Origin of the sequence: Microvenator marinus (assembly GCF_007993755.1) — a bacterium.
In the GTDB taxonomy this organism is placed as follows: Bacteria; Myxococcota_A; Bradymonadia; order Bradymonadales; family Bradymonadaceae; genus Allomicrovenator; species Allomicrovenator marinus.
Genome location: NZ_CP042467.1, coordinates 5,633,695 through 5,651,655, shown reverse-complemented (window position 1 = coordinate 5,651,655; position 17,961 = coordinate 5,633,695). Strand labels below are relative to the sequence as shown.

Annotated in this window: 16 protein-coding genes; 14 read left to right on the top strand and 2 right to left on the bottom strand. The window is 55.1% G+C overall.

Annotated elements, in window-relative coordinates; all coding sequences use genetic code 11:
* Positions 1–132: 132 nt before the first annotated feature.
* From trxA to FRD01_RS23220, 8 genes are all read left to right on the top strand, one after another.
* On the top strand, positions 133–498 hold the full coding sequence (trxA, locus tag FRD01_RS23255; RefSeq protein WP_146963484.1) for a thioredoxin: 366 nt from the start codon (positions 133–135) through the stop codon (positions 496–498).
* A 148-nt stretch (positions 499–646) separates the two neighbouring features.
* The gene (locus tag FRD01_RS23250) at positions 647–1,798 is read left to right on the top strand and encodes a thiolase family protein (protein WP_146963482.1); all 1,152 of its coding nucleotides are present in this window, start codon (positions 647–649) and stop codon (positions 1,796–1,798) included.
* Positions 1,799–1,816: 18 nt separating this feature from the next.
* A complete protein-coding gene (locus tag FRD01_RS23245; RefSeq protein WP_146963480.1) occupies positions 1,817–3,850 on the top strand; it encodes an SDR family NAD(P)-dependent oxidoreductase in 2,034 nt (677 codons plus the stop codon).
* Between the two features lie 270 nt (positions 3,851–4,120).
* Positions 4,121–4,918: a hypothetical protein gene (locus FRD01_RS23240; protein ID WP_249755853.1), complete on the top strand. Its 798-nt coding sequence runs from the start codon at positions 4,121–4,123 to the stop codon at positions 4,916–4,918.
* A 154-nt stretch (positions 4,919–5,072) separates the two neighbouring features.
* Positions 5,073–5,804: a hypothetical protein gene (locus FRD01_RS23235; protein ID WP_146963479.1), complete on the top strand. Its 732-nt coding sequence runs from the start codon at positions 5,073–5,075 to the stop codon at positions 5,802–5,804.
* Positions 5,798–6,283 (top strand): PaaI family thioesterase, encoded by a 486-nt coding sequence (locus FRD01_RS23230; protein ID WP_146963477.1) that lies wholly within the window; start codon positions 5,798–5,800, stop codon positions 6,281–6,283. The genes FRD01_RS23235 and FRD01_RS23230 overlap by 7 nt, the downstream gene beginning before the upstream one ends.
* Positions 6,273–7,736 (top strand): hypothetical protein, encoded by a 1,464-nt coding sequence (locus tag FRD01_RS23225; RefSeq protein ID WP_146963475.1) that lies wholly within the window; start codon positions 6,273–6,275, stop codon positions 7,734–7,736. The genes FRD01_RS23230 and FRD01_RS23225 overlap by 11 nt, the downstream gene beginning before the upstream one ends.
* A 150-nt stretch (positions 7,737–7,886) precedes the next feature.
* Complete coding sequence (locus tag FRD01_RS23220; protein ID WP_146963474.1) at positions 7,887–9,137, top strand: DEAD/DEAH box helicase; 1,251 nt, start codon at positions 7,887–7,889, stop codon at positions 9,135–9,137.
* 12 nt (positions 9,138–9,149) lie between these two features.
* Here FRD01_RS23220 and FRD01_RS23215 read toward each other — a convergent pair whose 3' ends face one another.
* Positions 9,150–10,493 (bottom strand): procyclic acidic repetitive family protein, encoded by a 1,344-nt coding sequence (locus FRD01_RS23215; RefSeq protein ID WP_249755852.1) that lies wholly within the window; start codon positions 10,491–10,493, stop codon positions 9,150–9,152.
* 122 nt (positions 10,494–10,615) lie between these two features.
* On the opposite strand from FRD01_RS23215, the gene FRD01_RS23205 reads away from it, so the two are divergent.
* The 6 genes from FRD01_RS23205 to FRD01_RS23180 all read left to right on the top strand — a co-directional run bounded on the left by FRD01_RS23205 (position 10,616) and on the right by FRD01_RS23180 (position 17,082).
* Entirely contained in the window at positions 10,616–11,791 is a 1,176-nt protein-coding gene (locus tag FRD01_RS23205; RefSeq protein WP_146963470.1) for a hypothetical protein, read from the top strand.
* Positions 11,792–11,852: 61 nt separating this feature from the next.
* On the top strand, positions 11,853–12,938 hold the full coding sequence (locus tag FRD01_RS23200; protein WP_146963468.1) for an MBL fold metallo-hydrolase: 1,086 nt from the start codon (positions 11,853–11,855) through the stop codon (positions 12,936–12,938).
* Positions 12,939–13,066: 128 nt separating this feature from the next.
* Positions 13,067–14,125 (top strand): fatty acid desaturase family protein, encoded by a 1,059-nt coding sequence (locus FRD01_RS23195; protein WP_146963466.1) that lies wholly within the window; start codon positions 13,067–13,069, stop codon positions 14,123–14,125.
* Positions 14,125–15,909 carry a fatty acyl-AMP ligase gene (locus FRD01_RS23190; RefSeq protein ID WP_249755851.1) on the top strand — a complete coding sequence of 595 codons (1,785 nt, stop codon included), beginning with the start codon at positions 14,125–14,127 and terminating at the stop codon, positions 15,907–15,909. Before FRD01_RS23195 ends, FRD01_RS23190 begins: the two co-directional genes overlap by 1 nt.
* 25 nt (positions 15,910–15,934) lie before the next feature.
* Positions 15,935–16,783, top strand: a complete 849-nt coding sequence (locus FRD01_RS23185; RefSeq protein WP_249755850.1) for a class I SAM-dependent methyltransferase — start codon at positions 15,935–15,937, stop codon at positions 16,781–16,783.
* A gap of 53 nt (positions 16,784–16,836) precedes the next feature.
* Positions 16,837–17,082: an acyl carrier protein gene (locus tag FRD01_RS23180; protein WP_146963460.1), complete on the top strand. Its 246-nt coding sequence runs from the start codon at positions 16,837–16,839 to the stop codon at positions 17,080–17,082.
* 1 nt (position 17,083) lies between these two features.
* Here FRD01_RS23180 and FRD01_RS23175 read toward each other — a convergent pair whose 3' ends face one another.
* Positions 17,084–17,941 carry a response regulator transcription factor gene (locus FRD01_RS23175; RefSeq protein WP_146963458.1) on the bottom strand — a complete coding sequence of 286 codons (858 nt, stop codon included), beginning with the start codon at positions 17,939–17,941 and terminating at the stop codon, positions 17,084–17,086.
* Positions 17,942–17,961: the final 20 nt, after the last annotated feature.

The window sequence follows — 17,961 nt, the reverse complement described above, 5'->3', positions numbered from 1 at the left end:
CGCCTCCGCAGGTTCCAAATCTCTAGAATCAGGACCCTAGTCACCTAGTCTCAAACCTGCAAGCAGAGTCGATTGGTATGCGTTATGCAGATGCAACTCTTTCGATTCAGACCTTTTTCAGAGGAGGATGTCATGAGTCACACGAAAGAAATCAAGACCTTGGACGAACTTAAAGCCGTGCTCGCGGCAGACGCCAATCCAGCCCTTATCGACTTTTGGGCTTCGTGGTGCGGACCGTGCCGCGCAATGGCGCCACATTATGAGGCCGCGGCCCAAGAGTTGGACCAAGAACCCGTGGACTTCTACAAGATCAACACCGAAGAGCACCCCGAACTTGCCGCTGCGTTCAACATTCGTGGACTTCCGACCGTTCTCATGATCAAGGACGGAAAGGTCGCCGACGCGATTGTGGGCGCGCGCGACAAGGATACTTATAAGAAGAAGGCGGAGTGGTTACTTGGCAAGAATACAGGTCTTTGGGACCGACTTTTCGGCTGATTCGTTGCAACGGGTGTTTCAACGCTCAAAGAGAAATGAACGCCCATTTGCGCTGCCCGATAATCTGCCATCTTGCGGTATAGACACTTGCTCCCACGATCGGATAGAACCCCAAGTTAGCGAACACTAACCCCATGAGGAGTTCATCATGCAAGACGCCTATATCTTGGACGCCGGTCGCTCAGCGATTGGTCGCCGCAAAGGAATGCTCTCAAAAACCCGTCCTGACGACCTTGCCGGCTACACGCTAAAAGGCCTCGTCGAGCGCAACCAGCTCGACCCTGTGCACGTCGAAGACGTCATCATGGGTTGCGTGACTCAGATCGGCGAACAGGGCTTCAATATTGGCCGACTCGCCACACTCACCGCGGGATTTCCGGTCACGACCACGGGTACAACCGTCAATCGCATGTGTGCCTCGAGCCTTCAGGCCGTGAACTTTGGCGCCCAGGGCGTCATGAGCGGCATGCACGACCTTGTCATCGGCGCTGGCGTCGAGTCCATGACTCGCGTCGCCATGGGGACTGACGGCGCCGCCTTGAGCGAGAACATCCTCGACCGATTCGACATCATCCAGCAGGGACACTCGGCGGAGCTCATCGCCAAGAAGTGGGGCCAGACCCGCGAGCAGCTCGACCGAATGGCGCTCGAATCCCACCAGCGTGCACTCCACGCCATAGACAATGGCTACTTCAAGAAGGAGATCATTCCGCTTGAGGTCGAAGGCCCAGAGGGCGAGACCCTGGTATTTGATACGGACGAAGGCCCTCGACGCGGCTCCACGATTGAAAAGCTCGCGTCACTCAAGCCCGCATTCCGGGACGACGGTGTGGTCACCGCCGCCGCTTCATCGCAGATCTCGGACGGCGCCGCGGCTGTTCTTATCGGCTCAAAGAAAAAGGCCGACGAGCTTGGCCTTACACCACGAGCTAAGTTCCGTGCCATGGCTGTCGCCGGCGTGGACCCGACGATTATGCTCACGGGCCCCATCCCAGCCACCCAGAAGGTCTTGGAGAAAGCCGGCCTCACTATGGACGAAATCGGCCTCTTCGAAGTCAACGAGGCATTCGCACCAGTGGTTCTTTCATGGGCGCAAGACCTTTCGGACGACCCTGAAAAACTCCTTGAGCGCACGAACGTCAATGGAGGCGCCATGGCACTTGGGCACCCACTCGGATGCTCCGGCGCACGTCTGATCACAACGCTGCTCCACGAAATGGAGCGCCGAGACATTCAGTATGGCCTCGCCACGCTTTGCATCGGATTCGGAATGGCTGTCGCAACAATCATCGAGCGCTGAGAGCGCAGGAGGTAGAACATGGGAATTCTCAACGGAAAAGTCGCTCTCATCACAGGCGCAGGCGCGGGTCTCGGTCGTGCATACGCGCACATCTTCGCCAAAGAAGGTGCCAAAGTCGTCGTGAACGACCTCGGTGAAGACACCGCTCAAAAAGTGGTGGCCGAAATCAAAGAAGCGGGTGGAGAGGCGAGCGCGTTTGCGGGCTCTGTCGCTGACCACGCGGCTGCAAACGCCATGGTCCAGCACGCGGTCGACACCTTCGGCAAACTCGATATCGTGGTCAATAACGCGGGAATCTTGCGCGACCGAACCCTCGTCAAACTCTCCGAGGAAGAGTGGGATATCGTGCTCGCTGTGCACCTCAAAGGCACGTACCTGGTCACCAAAGCTGCTGTATTGGCCATGGGTTCAAACGGTGGGCGAATCATCAACACAAGCTCGCTCGCCGGCCTGAAAGGAAATTTCGGACAAGCAAATTACGGCTCAGCCAAAGCGGGAATCGCCGGGTTTACGCGAGTCGTCGCGCTCGAAACCCAAAAAGCTGGCATCACCGTCAACGCTATCGCGCCGGTGGCAAAAACAGCGATGACCAAAGATATCTCGATGGTTCCTGAAAGCTTTGAGCCCGAGGATATCGCGCCGCTTGTCTGCTGGTTGGCTAGCGACGACGCCGCAGGTGTCACCGGCCGAATCTTTGGTTGTCACGGGTCCCATTACTTTGAATACGTGACCGAGCTCACCCCTGGCGTAGACCTCGGAGAAAAACGGTGGACCCCAAGAGATGTGGGCGCCCGATTCAAGGAAATCACCGCGAAGCCAAGCCAGGCCAAGCCCGATGCAACAGGCGAAGGCTCCGAAGAAGTCAAAACCCTATTCCAGGCCCTCCCTGGCACGTTCAAAGCCGATAAGGCCGGAGACTGGGCAGCCACCATCCTCTTCGAGGTTGGCCCTGAAACCTATTCGCTGGTCGCGTCGGGAGGAAAGGCGACTATCCAGGAAGGCTCTGCGGGACAACCCACCGGGAAGGTCACGTTTAACTCCGCGGAAACCTTACTTGAAATGGCAAGTGGAAAGATGGCTCCTGAGCAAGCCTTCATGAGTGGAAAAGTCACCACAGATAACATGGGAATTTTGATGAAATTCTCAAAGTATTTCGACCTCATGGAAGCCGCCTCATCATTGGGCGTTAAGACCGCTCAAGTACCTGCAGGTTTGAACAAAGATGCACTTGGAAAGAAGTACAGAGGAAGTGCTGAATTTGTGACCGGCGACCAAATCGTCGCCTATGCCAAAGCCACCGATGAGACAAACCCTCAGTATTTCGGGCAAGAGGACGGCGACATGATCGCGCCCCCCGTATTCCCAGTGCGCCCGCTCTTCAAGATGCTCACCGAAGCCATCAGCGACCCTGAACTCAACGCCGACCTGCTTCGTTTGGTCCACGGCGAGCAAGACATGAAGTTCCATCGGCACCTCAAGCCTTGGGATTTAGCCACACCAAGAGCTGAGATCTCCAAGATCGAGTCCAAAGAATCTGGCGATTTGGTCACCATCACTCAGCGCCTCTTTGTGGATGGTAAACTCACGACTGAGGTGGAAAGCGTCATCTTCGTACGTGCCACCGAGCGCAAGTCCTCGGGGGCCAAGGCACCAGCTGAGCCTGTGGCACACGAGGTTATCTTCTCGCAATCGCAGACCGTGGCTGCCGATCAACCACTTCGCTACGCCAAAGCCTCGCTGGACATGAACCCCATCCACGTGGACGAGGGAATCGCGAAATCCGCCGGGCACCCTTCCGTCATTCTCCACGGCCTATGCACCATGGCGTTCGCTGCGCGAGCCCTCGTCGACGGCCCGTGTGACGGCGATCCGCAAAAACTCCAGCGGCTACGCGTGCGCTTCTCTAAGCCGGTGCTTCCGGGCTGGACGCTCACGACTTCGATCTGGAAGGAGTCCGAGTCAGCCGGTATCATCACCTACGGACTCGAAGTCAAGAATCAGGACGGCGTAGTGGTGATCTCGAATGCTTCGGCAGAAGTGGTGCCCACCTAGAGTCCAAGCCTCATTCTCAAGCGCATGCCACGTACACTCCTGCGCATTTGAGCCCACTCCCTGAAAAGCTCTGAGAACCGCTGAAACCTCCCCTCAACTAGATGAAATGTTCACGGGCATGCCCTACTCTGAATTCATAGAGATTGAGGCAGGTCTAACGTGTTGAATCAAAGTTAAGGGATAGTTATGTCGTTTAAAGGTCATACATTATTGGGTGGAACAGTTCGAGCTTCCGATGAGTGCTACTTAGTCTCCACCAATGATGACCACGTGACAACGACTCTCTGGCGATGGGACGGCTCGGACTGGGATTCCCACACGGTGACTTGGCCTGCGGTCAGCGGAACCGTGTGCAGTGTGCCCAACTCAAGATATTTGGCCTTAGGGAAATGGGGTGAGGTGGAGGCGGATCCAACGGGAACTTGGACGTCTGAAACAGGGGTATCCTCTAGTGGCGAGGACCCCACTAAGAGAGGGCCGCTCAGATACATCAGAAGTGTTGCGGGAACAGCACTGGCGGTGGGTACAGAGCGGCAAGTCTACGAGCGAGTAGCCGTCAGCGATTGGCGTTGTATTGACGCCGATTGTCAGCCGTCCACGTCTAGTGATGTGTTCGAGTGCATTGACGGCTACTCGTCTTCGGAGATCTACACCTCCGGTACGGGAGGTGAACTTTGGAAATGGAACGGGGCCAACTTCACACAGCTCACGAGCCCCACCACAAACCATATGAATTGTATGCGAGCCACCCCCGACGGAATCTACGTAGGTGGAAACGCAGGGACACTTGTTTTGGGTCGCCACTCCTCTTGGAGTGTACTTCCGAACGTCATCCCCGCCACCGACGACCTCTGGGCGCTCGAGTGGTTTGAGGGCGACCTTTACGCTGCCACTGTGGACGACGTTTACATGCTCAAAGATGGTGTGTTTGAGGCGGTGGATTTTGGAAACGACCACCCAGCGTCGTGTGGATGGCTAAGCGCAGCAGACGGCATCATGTGGTCCATCGGCGAAAAGGACGTGATGGAATTTGATGGGAACTCCTGGACTCGAGTCGTACAAATTTAGAAATACGTTTGCCGGAAGGGACACCGGCAAACACATCTCCAGGGGGAGATGAGCAAAATGCGGCATTGGGACAATGCCGCATTTTGTCTTTCTTGGCGCTCTCAGTGGTCAAAAACTCCAAGATCCAATAGGGTATCCCCCACGAGGAGGTGAAATGGAGTTTTGGGCAACGTTGGTACTTTTTGGCATGGTGCTCTACCTGATTTACAGCTTTGAGAACCATAGGTTGCAGGCAGACCTTAAGGCCTATTGTCTCTCAAAAGGACTCAGGTACGTCAGTCATACTCGACTGCAGAGACCTCGTCGTAAGGGCCGATACGGCCCAACGGTTCCCGGAAAAGTTGCACTGACCTTCATCCGCTCAAATGGCGAGGAAAAAACCATCGACGGCGAGTGGTACGGCAGTTGGTTCGGAGAAAATATCTCCTTCCACCACTACATCGAGGCGGACTTTGGGCTCCACGATCAAAGCGCAGCGGACCTTACCCCCAACATGAAGCTGGAAGACGCGCGCCAGCTGATGAACACCAACGACCCAAGCGCAATGCAACGCACACCTCAGGCGGCCGCCATGACCCATATTTCATCCGACAAGGATGCCATCCTCGCGAGCGAAGTCGCCAAAAGGCTCGACGAAATTACGCAGACCCCTGGCTGGATTCACGAATACGACCTCGACGGCTCGGGACATATCGACTCTCAAGAGTGGGAAACACTCAGGGCTCGCGTCGTGGCACAAGTCAAAGCCGACCTCAGCGGACACGATTTCTTGAACGCACTGGAGCCTAGAGAAATGCTCGACCTACCTGCCGAGCTCACCGAGGATGACGAGACTAAGCCCGCAGAGCTTGCTCAAGACGATCCAGCACAGGACGCAGTATGGTAGATTTCACTCATCCGGGGCCAGACGATGCGGACCTCGATATCCCCGGCTTGCAGAGGGCAGATGATAGACTCGCGCATCTCACCTTCGAACGCTCGTTCCTCTCCGGACCTCACCACGACAAAGGCATCATGAATGTCAGGTGGTTTCTCGGACCCAACGATACGCTCAAAGGACGCGCGTGGTTCGGCCCCGGGGCCCAAGGCCCACCCGGTCACGCACACGGGGGCAGCATCGCAGCGGTTCTAGACGAAGCTCTCGGAAGTGCTTGTTGGGCGGCCGGTCACCCTGTGCTCGCCGCAGAGCTCACCACACGCTTCAAACAAAAGGTCAAACTCGGTCAAGCTTACGATGTTGAGGCCGAGGTGACTCGTGTCGAGGGTCGCAAGATATTTGTTGAAGGAAGAATTCTTAATGGTGACGAGGTTCTAGCTGAGGCCACCGGACTTTTTATCGTGATGCGCGATTTTGATGGCTTTTAGATTTTTCAACGCTCGAAACGGGATTTTTGCGATGCAACAACCGTACAGATTAGTAGTACTTTCTCTGGCCCTCTCGCTCATGGCTCTCGCAGGATGCAAAGAGAAAGAGCCCGCGGGCCCAGCTCCTGTAGCGCCAAAGTCAGTTCCAACCGAACAAGCTCCAGAAAAGTCCGAGCCAGAGCCAGAGAAATCAATTTCAGAGGCTGACCTCCAAGCTCTCTTGAAGACTTGGCTTGCTTCTCAAAACGAAGGCAATTTTGAGGACTACTCAAAACACTACGCCACTAAGTTCAGTGGCATCAAACGTGCCGGCCCCAAAGTCACGACGTTCGGACGTCAAGATTGGCTCAAGGACCGAGAGAGAATGTTCAAAAAGCAGATGAAAGTTCAGGCCCTTGAGCCAGCCTTCATGATTGCGAAGACCACGGCCGGCATTCAGTTCGAGCAGGTTTGGGAATCCGGAGACTACAAGGACAAAGGTCCAAAACAGCTATCGGTCGTGCTTGAAAATGGCCAACTAAAAATTGCGCGTGAAGAAATGCTTCGCTCCCAGAAGCTCGATGAAGAAAACCCCATTCCTGACTATTCGCCCGAAACCGCAGCGATTGTTATCGATGAGAATCTGGTCGTCCTCAGCATGGATGAGGACGATGTGGTCCATCACCCACCTAAACTCATGAGCCCGCACGGTGTCGCAATGGCAGCGGTGAAGGACGAGAAGGACCTCAAATCTTTTATCGGGCGCGAGGCTCGAGTGATTGGACCGGACCAGACGATTTGCACCGCCAAAATTGAGTCGTTGCATGTTTACGCCGGCGTTGAGCCGCATTTTGGCCAGGTACAAGCCTGGACGGGTGAGTTTGGCCCTGCCCCCTCAGAAGACGAGATTGCCACCGGAATATGGGAGCTCGCCGGAACCTCACGTGTTGTCGTCGGACAGCTCGACAAACGTTGTGCCGGCGGTTTGCTCGCCACCCTTGACCCCAAAGCTCCCGCAACGTCGCTCACCAACCTCGATACAACTGAGGAAACTGAAGCCGCAGTTAGGAAAGCGTTTAGGGAGCTGAGTGGCTACAAACTCATCCAGAAAGAGTTTAGCGAAGAGTTTCAGAAGAAAGGATTCTGGGACGAGGAAGACTCGGGTGGGTTTGTGGGCTATCGAGCCTTCGCATCCGAAGGAAATCTCAAATACGTGTCCATTTCAGTGGATGCGGGTCCCGGCTGTGGTGATTTTGGCGGCTACTTTTGGGCACTCTACAAAATCGGTGCTGACCAGAAGCCCGTTTTGCTCACCGACCAACGTGACCCCGGCGAGTACTTTGTTCCGGAAGCCACCGTGGTCGTGGATGGAAAGACGTATTTTGTGGGCGAGAACAGAATCTTCGAAGAGGTGGGCGCTACCTTTGTCAACACCCATTCGGTGCCTGTCCATTCGTACGACTGCCCTTGCTAGCTCGCCTTCATTGACATTGGACACGACCCATTCCTTCTGTTAAGGCTTCGCCCGCTGAACCGGTATGGGTAGTCGCCGCACTTCATTCAAACCGGCGGCTTTAACTTATGGAGCGCTTTTTTCTTTGCTCCGATTGACCGGAAGGTATTCTTGACGACATTTGCAGATTTGAAACTTATCGAGCCTCTTCAGAAGGCTTTGACAGCCAACGATTACACCCACCCAACCGCCATTCAAGCCAAATCGATTCCGGCCCTGCTACAAGGCCGCGATGTGGTCGGTTGTGCCCAGACGGGAACGGGAAAAACAGCCGCTTTTGCGCTCCCAGTTCTCCAACATATCTCTCAATCCGAACCCTCGAAAAAGCGGGTCCCAAAGGCTTTGATTCTCTCTCCAACTCGTGAGCTTGCCGCTCAAATCGGTGAGAGTTTTCAGTCCTATGGAAGATTCCTAAAGACCAAACAGGTCGTGATTTTTGGTGGCGTCAACGAAAAGCCCCAAATCGCCCGACTCAAAGAAGGTGTGGACATCATCGTCGCCACCCCAGGAAGGCTCATCGACCTTGGAAATCAAGGCTATGTAGACCTTTCGAACGTCGGATTCTTCGTGCTCGACGAAGCTGACCGCATGCTCGATATGGGCTTTCTGCCGGACATCAAGAGAATCATGAAGCAATTGCCTGCAAAGAGGCAAAACCTTCTCTTCTCAGCCACGATGCCGAAGGCCATTGAAGAACTCGCGAACTCGTTTTTGGACAACCCAGTCAGGGTCGAGGTTCAGCCTCAATCGTCCACCGTTGAGAAGATTTCTCAGCAGGTGATGTTTGTGGCCAAAAATGATAAGCCGGGACTCTTGATGTCCATCTTGAAGACGGAGGATGTTGGTCAGGCCATCGTCTTTACTCGCACCAAACACGGCGCGAACAAGGTTCACAAGAAGCTTCTCGGCGCTGGATTTAAGGCTGAAGTTATCCACGGAAATAAGAGCCAGGGTGCGCGCAATAGCGCTCTGGACGCCTTCCGAAACGGCAAGAGCCAACTTCTAATCGCTACCGATATCGCCTCACGCGGAATTGATGTGGAAGAAATCACCCACGTCTTTAACTTCGACCTGCCGAACGACTCGGAGAACTACGTTCACCGAATCGGTCGAACAGGTCGTGCCGGGCGAAGTGGTTCGTCGATCTCGTTCTGTGACGAGACCGAAACTGGCTACCTCAAGGATATCGAGAAGATCATCGGAGAGAGCATTCCCCATGTCGTGGACCACGATTTCCACATGGAAGAGGCGCTCAAAGCTTGCGCGCTTCCTGCCCCGAAGAAGAAGAAAAGTGGTCGAGGGTTTCGTCCGCGCAATTCGTCACCGCGAAACTCTTCGCAGCGCTCACGCCGAACCAACTAACCCCTCCATCTTTTAGGGGTCACGCCTCGGAATCGACACGGTGTCTCTGTCCCCGGGATGTTCCGCGGGCGTCCAGATACGGTCAGTTGAAGCTTCGTAATAGAGGTCTTCGGCACCATAGACCCACGCCGAGATGGAGCTCTCCTGCCCTACCCTTGTCCGGTAGAGTCGGCCATAACGTTGGTACTGACTTGAGGACGAGATATAGATTTCGTCTCCTCGGGTCAGTGCACCTTGCATGCGGGTCTGGCCAGCGATGTAGGCGCTTGTCGCGCGGACTCGCCCCACCTCCTCGATCAACCAGCCACTAGCGAGGTCAACCGGCCAACGCGCGAGCCGGCCTGTGGTATTATCCACCATGTATTCACCGGAAACGATGGTCGCGGGTTGCGTGGACCTGTCCAGTCCAGCGAACGAGAAGCGGATATTGCACGCATCGTTTGGCTGCCTGTACCTCGCGATTTGCCCCGCGATATACCTGTAGCCAAACGCATCCACGCGTCCTGCGGAAACGCCTATCCTGGACGTGTCATCGGTATGTGAGACCTCGATGATACGAGACAAATCAAAGACTCTAAAACCTTGCCCCGTGTCCGCGACATAGAGCAGGTTTCCGATCCAAACGATGCCGCCAGCGTGAAGTGGATTGCCGCCTCCGGTGAGCACAGGTCCAAACCCATCGGCGGTGGGCTCCACCAGCAGAATATGGCGGTACCGAATATTGTTCGGGTCCTGAAGATCCACGAGTGAGATACGTACACCCTTCGCAGGATTGTTGGCTTTGTCGTACCAGGAGACAAGGAAGCGCCGCCCACTTTGACCGGCATCTTCGTTCCCGGTCATGCCTTGTGGGTACCAGGCCGTAGTGTCGTTATCACCCGTGTTCCATCGAAATCCGAAATAGTCGTGGTTCTTGAGTCGGTCGGCCGTATCCGCACTAACACCGGGAGTTGCCTCACGGTTGAGATTGAGGTCGTTCAGACTCACATAACCTTTTGCTTGAGCCGCAATCTGGTCCAGTTCTGCGTGAGCTGCTTGAGTACGGTCGTAAAGCACGAGTTGAAACGCACACGAACCAATTTCTTCGATGAAATGCTCTTGGGCGCTGCCAGACACCTCGTCGCATGCCTCGATGAACTCGCACATGGGTTCGGGCTCGGGTTCGGGCTCGGGTTCGGGCTCAGGCTCAGGTTCGGGCTCAGGTTCGGGCTCAGGCTCCGGTTCGGGCTCCTCCATCCATGCGTCGCCGATCAGAGCCATATCTGGCTGATCCGTGTCCATGAGATCCGTGTCCATGATCGGCGTCTCCGAACCACATGCCGCCAAGAAGAGGACAAAAATTACAACAAAGCCCATAAACACCTACCAACCACGCAAAGCCAAAGAACCAAAAAGCCAACGCCACGTGCAATATACATCAAAACAACTTATTCTGGAGACCATCGTACAACTGTTTATCAATACCCACCGGGACCACCATGCGCGACTTCAAAACGGTAATCCTGGCCACCGCACTCGGCCTAGCTCTCTCTTGTTCATCAGACTCCGAATCCACAACACCTGGACCTGACCAAGACCAAGGTCTGCCAGATGCGGCTGAGCAGGACCAGTCATCACCGGACATCCCGAACTCCAACACAGTACCCGATTCCGGCACGCCAGATTCCGGCACTGACCAGGACCAACCTGACGCCAACCCAAACGCGGGAACTCTGAGCGAGCGATACCCGAACGACGAAGGAATTGAGGCTGACCCCGCGGTGCTCTTCTTCGACGACTTCGAGAGCGGCTGGGGACGCTGGGATGCCCCCTCGCAGGATACTCGATACCTGACCATGCAATCCAACGATTCCGCGAACTCCGGAAATGGATACCTGCAATCACGCGTCACTCGCCAAGACCTCCAGGAGACCGAGTACATTTCTTCACAGTCCCGGGTCGGATTCGACCGACAAGAGGAGATCTACTGGCGCTTCTACGCTCGGATGCCGGTGGTCGCGCCCAATCCGCATCACTGGGTGAGGGTCTCGGCCGGCAATGCCGAATGGGATCGAAGCGGGCTCGCGAACACAGTTCCCGCAGGTGAAGACGGGTTTTGGTTCGATTTCGACATCAACAACGACGACGTCTTCAACTTCTACGTCTACTGGCACGAGATGCGCTCCGGAAGGTGCAACGACGGCTCTACCACGCCGGGCTGCGCCGGAGACCAGGGAACCACCTACCATTACGGCAACGTCTTCCAGCCGCCGGAGCAGACACCCTACCCTCGTAACGAGTGGTTCTGCGTTGAGATGCGTGCCAAAGCGAACACACCGAACCAATACGACGGAGAGCTCACCTTTTGGATCGATGACGAGCTCGTAGGAGACTATCGGCAAGGCCATCCCGATGGAACATGGCTTAGGGCTAACTTCCATACCGACGGATGTGATTTCTCGGCATGCACAGACCCGATGCCCTTTGAAGGGTTTAACTTCCGCACGAGCCCTGAAGTCGGTTTCAAGTCCGTCATTCTGGACGCCTACTACGAGAGAAACTCTAGCAACAACAAACGACAAGCGTTGGAAGATCGCGGGCTAACGGTCTCCGACGAACAAATCATTCACTACGATGACGTGGTTGTGGCCACCGAACGTATCGGTTGTCGTTAGAACCTGCGACTAAAACGGATTTGATGCATCCGATGAAGACCAAACTTTCTTCGGGTGCCGAATGTTCAAGAAATTCTTTACCGCTTCCTTCGCACTTTTCCTGACCGCGTGCGGAGCCTCGTTTGGCGGGACGCCCGATGGCGAACGGCTCGAACGCATGAAGGCGTCAGAGCAATGGAATGACGTCGAGGAAAAATTTCAGAACGTCATTCCTACCGGGGGTATCAAGCCCGGAAAACGCTGGGAGCTCTTCAAGGCGTTTTGGAACAAGCCTCCCGACCCAACCCCTGAAGATTACCCGCCGACCTTGACTCCGGAATTCTCCGACATTCCGTCGGCATCGCTGCGCGTGACCTGGCTCGGACACTCCACAGTCGTTGTTTCAACCGCTGGGCAACACATCCTCTTAGATCCGATTTTTTCTGAACGGGCATCACCCTTCCAGTGGATCGGGCCGAGCCGATTTCACCTACCTCCGGTGGACATCAAAGACCTTCCGCCTATCGACGCCATAATCATCTCTCACGATCATTACGACCATCTGGACATGAATTCCATCAAGGAACTCGTAGACACTACAGACGCTCTATTCCTTGTCCCGCTTGGCGTAGGGGCGCACCTCGAAGAGCGGGGAATTCCGGCCAATCGCCTTCGCGAGCTCGATTGGTGGGATGAGATCCAAATCGGCGCCATCAAGATAGCCGCAACGCCTTCGAGGCACTTCTCGGGACGAGGCCTTTTCAACCGAGATTCCACGCTCTGGGCATCGTGGACAATCATCGGCCCCAATCACCGCGTCTACTTTAGCGGTGACACAGGGTATTTTGAGGGATTCAGGGAGATTTCTGAGCGCTATGGCCCCTTTGACCTCGCGATGTTCGAGGTCGGTGCGTTCAATGAAGCATGGAGCGACGTTCATTTAGGCCCAAAAAACGCCATTCGTGCCTACGAACAGATGGAAGCCGATGTGATCATGCCCATTCACTGGGGCACCTTTAGCCTCGGGCTCCACGGCTGGAAAGACCCCGCGGAAGAGTTCGCCAAGATAGCCGAGGAAAAGGGCTACCGTTGGGTCGCACCGCGCCCCGGAGAATACGTCGAACCTGGGGTCTACGAGCCCAAACAACCGTGGTGGAAAAACTGGTAGATTGCTCCCTCAGAAACAAAACCGACCGGTTGGTTTTTTAAGCATCTGAAACAAGCTCTTGCGCGCACAGTTTCAGCATGTTAGGCACTTCCCGCTTTTCACTTTGACGAGCAAATCCAGGTAGAAATATGATCTTTTCTTCTGCTCTTCTAGGACTGAGCGATACCCAAAATCAACCCGAGGCCCTGAGCGAGCCAGCACCGCCGAAAATGCGCACTGACAGCGAGCTCGTACGCGCAACCAAAGAGTTCGCTAAGGAAGACCGCGCAAAGTCGTGGCGACTGCTCATCGAGACCGCTGTGGTGCTCTTTGCGCTGGCCGCCGGAGCCGTCTTTGCCCCAATCTGGTGGGTTCAACTCCTCTGCGGAATTGCGTTCGGATTGGTACAAATCCGAGCGTTTATTTTCTATCACGACTACCTGCACGGCGCGATTTTCAAGAAATCCAAACTCGCAAGCGCCATCATGTCTTGCCTTGGATTCTACCAGCTCTCAGTTCGCTCGGTTTGGAAAGAAACTCACGACTACCACCACCGCAACAATTCCAAGCTTTTCGGCTCTTCCATCGGGTCATTCCCTCTCGTGACCACTCGCCTCTGGCGCCGAATGAGCAAAAAACAAAAGCTTCTTTACCGTGCGGCTAGGCACCCGATTAACGTGTTCGGCGGGTACTTCACGGTGTTTTTGATTGGCATGGCGATTTCGCCCTTCAAACGCGACCCAAAGAACCACTGGGGCGGCCCCGTGGCCCTTCTGCTTCATTTCGGCCTATTCGGTGGCGTTTGGGCGCTGACCAACCTCTGGACCGCGCTCTGCATCATCATCATCCCGCATATCGTGGCGTTGGGTCTCGGCTCCTTCTTGTTCTTCGCGCAACACAACTTCCCTGATTGTAAGCTTCGAGGACGCGCCGACTGGGACTACACCTACGCGGCGCTCAATTCTTCGAGCATGTTCGACATGCCGGGATGGATGCACTGGATTACCGGCAATATCGGCTACCATCACGTTCACCACCTGAACCATAATATCCCGTTTTACCGGCTTCCGGAGGCCATGGCCGCTATGCCAGAACTCCAGTCACCAGGCCGCGTTACGTGGCATCCAAAGGTCATAGCCAAGGTATTTAGCTGTGGCGTATGGGACCCCGAAAAATCACGCATGGTCACGTACCAGGAGGCCGGATAATGAGACGCATGGAACCCGTTTCCGACACACTCGCAACCGCCCTCGAAGCCAGCGCCGAAGCATATCCAACACACGGTTTTACCTTCCAGGACATGACCGGTAAGGAGACGTTTTACACCTTTGGACAAATGGTGGACGAAACCGGCACGCGCGCAGCAGCACTGGCCAAGCTCGGACTCAAAAAAGGAGATCGCGTCGGTATCATCGTGATTGAACCCGAAGACTTTGTCCTGAGTTTCTTTGCCGCTCTTCGCCTCGGCGTCATTCCTGTTCCGCTCTACCCACCGATGTCCATGGGCGAAATCGACGCCTATATGGATCGTTTGACTCGAATCCTCGACACAGCAAAGGCAGAAGTCCTTCTGGCTTCGGAGAAGCTCCAAAACGTGCTTTGGTCGGTGGTGGATCGCGTTCCCTCGGTTCGAAAGCTCGTGGCTATCGAGTCTTTGAAAAAGGGTGGCCCGGCGCCCATATTCCCGACCATCACTCAGGAAGATATTGCATTCTTGCAATACACGTCCGGCTCGACTGCCGACCCGAAAGGCGTCATTGTGACGCACGGCACGCTGCATGCCAACGTGACTGGTATCATGACGACCCTTGAGATGGACCCGGACAAGGATGACCGCGGTCTTTCGTGGCTTCCACTCTACCACGACATGGGGCTGATTGGCTTTGTCATCGCACCCGCATTCTGGGGAGTCAGTTGCCAATTCATCCCAACTTTACGCTTCCTCAAGCATCCAAACTCTTGGATGGAGACGGCGTCTAGATACAAGGCCACCATTACATTTGCGCCACCGTTCGCGCTCGGGCTTGCAGCTCGGCGTGCACGGCCAAACCAAATCAAAGATTGGGACCTCTCCACGCTCCGCATCGTTGGCGTGGGTGCTGAGCCTATCAATCCGGAATCGGCTCGAGACTTTGTCGAGCTCTTCTCGGAAAACAGCAAGATGCCGACCAACGCCATTCTACCTGCTTACGGCATGGCCGAGTTCACGCTCGCCATCAGCCTGAAGGAAGCCGGCCAGACGATGCGCGTAAGATACGTGGATCCCGAAGCTTTCGAGAATGAAGGTCGGGCCATCGAAGCAACCGGTGATTTCGCTCTTGAACACGTCTCTTGCGGACCGATTTTCCCAGGCCACGAAGTCAAGATCGTCTCTCCGGAAACCCATCAAGAGATGCCTGACGGATGCGAAGGTGAGATCTGCTTGAAGGGGCCCTCGGTCATGCCCGGGTACTACCTCAACGACGAGGCAACTCAGGAAGCATTCCGCGACGGTTGGTTGCGAAGCGGTGACCTGGGTTATCTTTGGGACGGAGAAATCTACGTCACAGGACGCCTCAAGGACCTGATTATTCTGAACGGCCGCAACATCCACCCGCAATCCATCGAATGGCCTCTGCAGGAAATCGATGGTGTTCGAAAAGGCAATGTGGTGGCGTTTTCGGTTCCTGGCTTGTCCACCGAAGAGCTCGTTATCGCGCTGGAGAAGCGCGCCGACGCTGATAACCAGACGATTCGAGAGGCCGTCACGGACGCGATTAGCAAAGAGTTCTCTGTCCAAGTCGCTGAGGTCGTCGTACTCGATGCTGGACTGCTTCCCAAGACGTCTTCGGGCAAGCTCCAGCGCCGAAAAACTCGACAACTCTACCTCGAAGGCTCTCTCGGCTCACAAGGCTCGAGGCAAATGGGCTCTTCGGGGCAAAAACTCACCATGGCAAAACATGTCGCGCGGTCCGTTTGGACCCGCGTTAAGTACACTGTGACCGCGCGTTAGCCGGCACCAGAACAAGGATAGTATCGTGTCTACACAAGATGAAGTCGAAGTCTCATACGACGTCTCCAACGAGTTCTTCCGGCTCTGGCTCGACGAGAAGATGAACTACACCTGCGCACTCTATGAGGGTACTGATAACCTCGAAGAAGCACAGATGAAGAAGTTGCATTGGCTCTCCGATGCTGCCCACGTGAACTCCGAGTCCTCTGTACTGGATATTGGTTGTGGATGGGGCGCAAACCTCGAATTCCTCGCCACCCAAAGGCACGTGGCGATGGCCACAGGAATCACACTCAGTCGCGCCCAGCACGCCGAGATTGTTGATCGCAATATCCCCAACGTTTTCGCGACTGTGACCGACTACAGGGACTTCCAACCCACCGAGAAGTTTGATGCCGTCATCTCCATTTGCATGATGGAGCATATCGCCACGCCTGAAGAGGTCCGCGAAGGAAAACACATCGGTATGTACCGCGATTATTTCCGCAAGGCGCACGAATGGACCCGTCCAGGCGCCTGGTTTGGCCTTCAAACGATCTTGAGAAACCGCGTGCCAAGAAACCGTGAGCACCTCAGAGATATCGGCTGGGTCACTCAGGAAATCTTCCCGGGCGGACTCTCTCTTCGCCTCGAAGACATCGTCATGGCCGTCAATCCCTACTGGGAAATCATGGAAGTCAAAACGCGTCGCGAGCATTATGAGAAGACATGCGCAGAGTGGTTGCGCCGCCTTCGAAGCCACGAAGCGCTCATCCGCGACAAATGGGGCGACAAAGTTTTCGAAGACTACGACCGTTACCTTCATACTTGCGTCGTGGGCTTCCAGAATCACTATCAATCTCTCGCTCAGTACGCTCTGCGCCGAATTGATTGAACTTATTGAACAGATATTTGAAATACACAGATTTTAGACCCTAAGGAGTCAGAATGAACGATAATGAAGTGATTGCCCTCATCAAAGAGGCACTGGATGAAGTCGCACCGGGGAAATCAGCGGAAGTGACGCTTGCGAACATGGACATGAAAATCCGTGACCTCGCCATCGACTCGGTTGTGACCATGGAGATGGTTGGTGTGATTGAAGAGCGCCTCAACACTACCTTCCCTGATGAAGACCTCGCACAAGTCAGCAAGTTGAGCGACCTTGCAAAATTGATTCGCTCCGCCTCCTAAACTACCCCGAAATCCCCTCGGAATCTTCGTCCAGGCTAGCAAGCCGAGCCACGTCATCTCGCGTCTGGCGCATCGGTGGCGTGCTCATCCAGAGCGCCATCAACTCTGCGCGACTATTGACTTCAAACTTTCGGTAGATCGAGACCACGTATTGATGGGCTGACCTCACAGTAAGCCCCATTTCATCCGCGATTTCCTTCTCGCTTTTCTTGTCGAGCAGATGAATCAAGGTCTCCCGCTCTCGCGGTGTGAGCTTCATCTTGGAGCCAACAAAACCAAAACTCATAGCGAGTCGAAGACAAATCGGACCTAATCCCGGTAGTGTTGCAAGTAGAATATCGCGCTCCTTTTCGCCAAACGGCCGCGCGCTCTTTTTTCTATCCACCGTAAAGAACACCTCGATATCTGAGCTCAAGGAGTAGGCCGCGGTGATGCGATCCTTTATACCGTAATGAGTGAAGAGTGGTCCAACTCGACTCTCGCTCCAAGGCGCATCGCCGATGACATCATTCTTCAGGAGGGCGCGATGTGAACCAAAACCTTCCACGGCCTTTTGCAACACACGGCTATGAATCGTGTTCTTCGGGTCCTGCGACCAGAAATTTGCAAACGTCACGTCATGACGGTCATCGTACCGAAACGTGTGCATCCAGCGCCATCCATGGAGTGGGTCGGTGTCCCAATCTGCACTAGGCAACGATCGGAGCGCGACCACACATATCGCATCGTCTGCTCGTGTAAGCTCACAAATCAAGTCAAAGAGGTGGTGAAGCGCCTCGTCCGGCGCATTGACTGGGGCGGTTGCAAGCTCAGCCCAAATCGCGGCAATACGTGCCCACGGAATCTCGGAATTCAACAAAACTACTATCCTTCCTACGA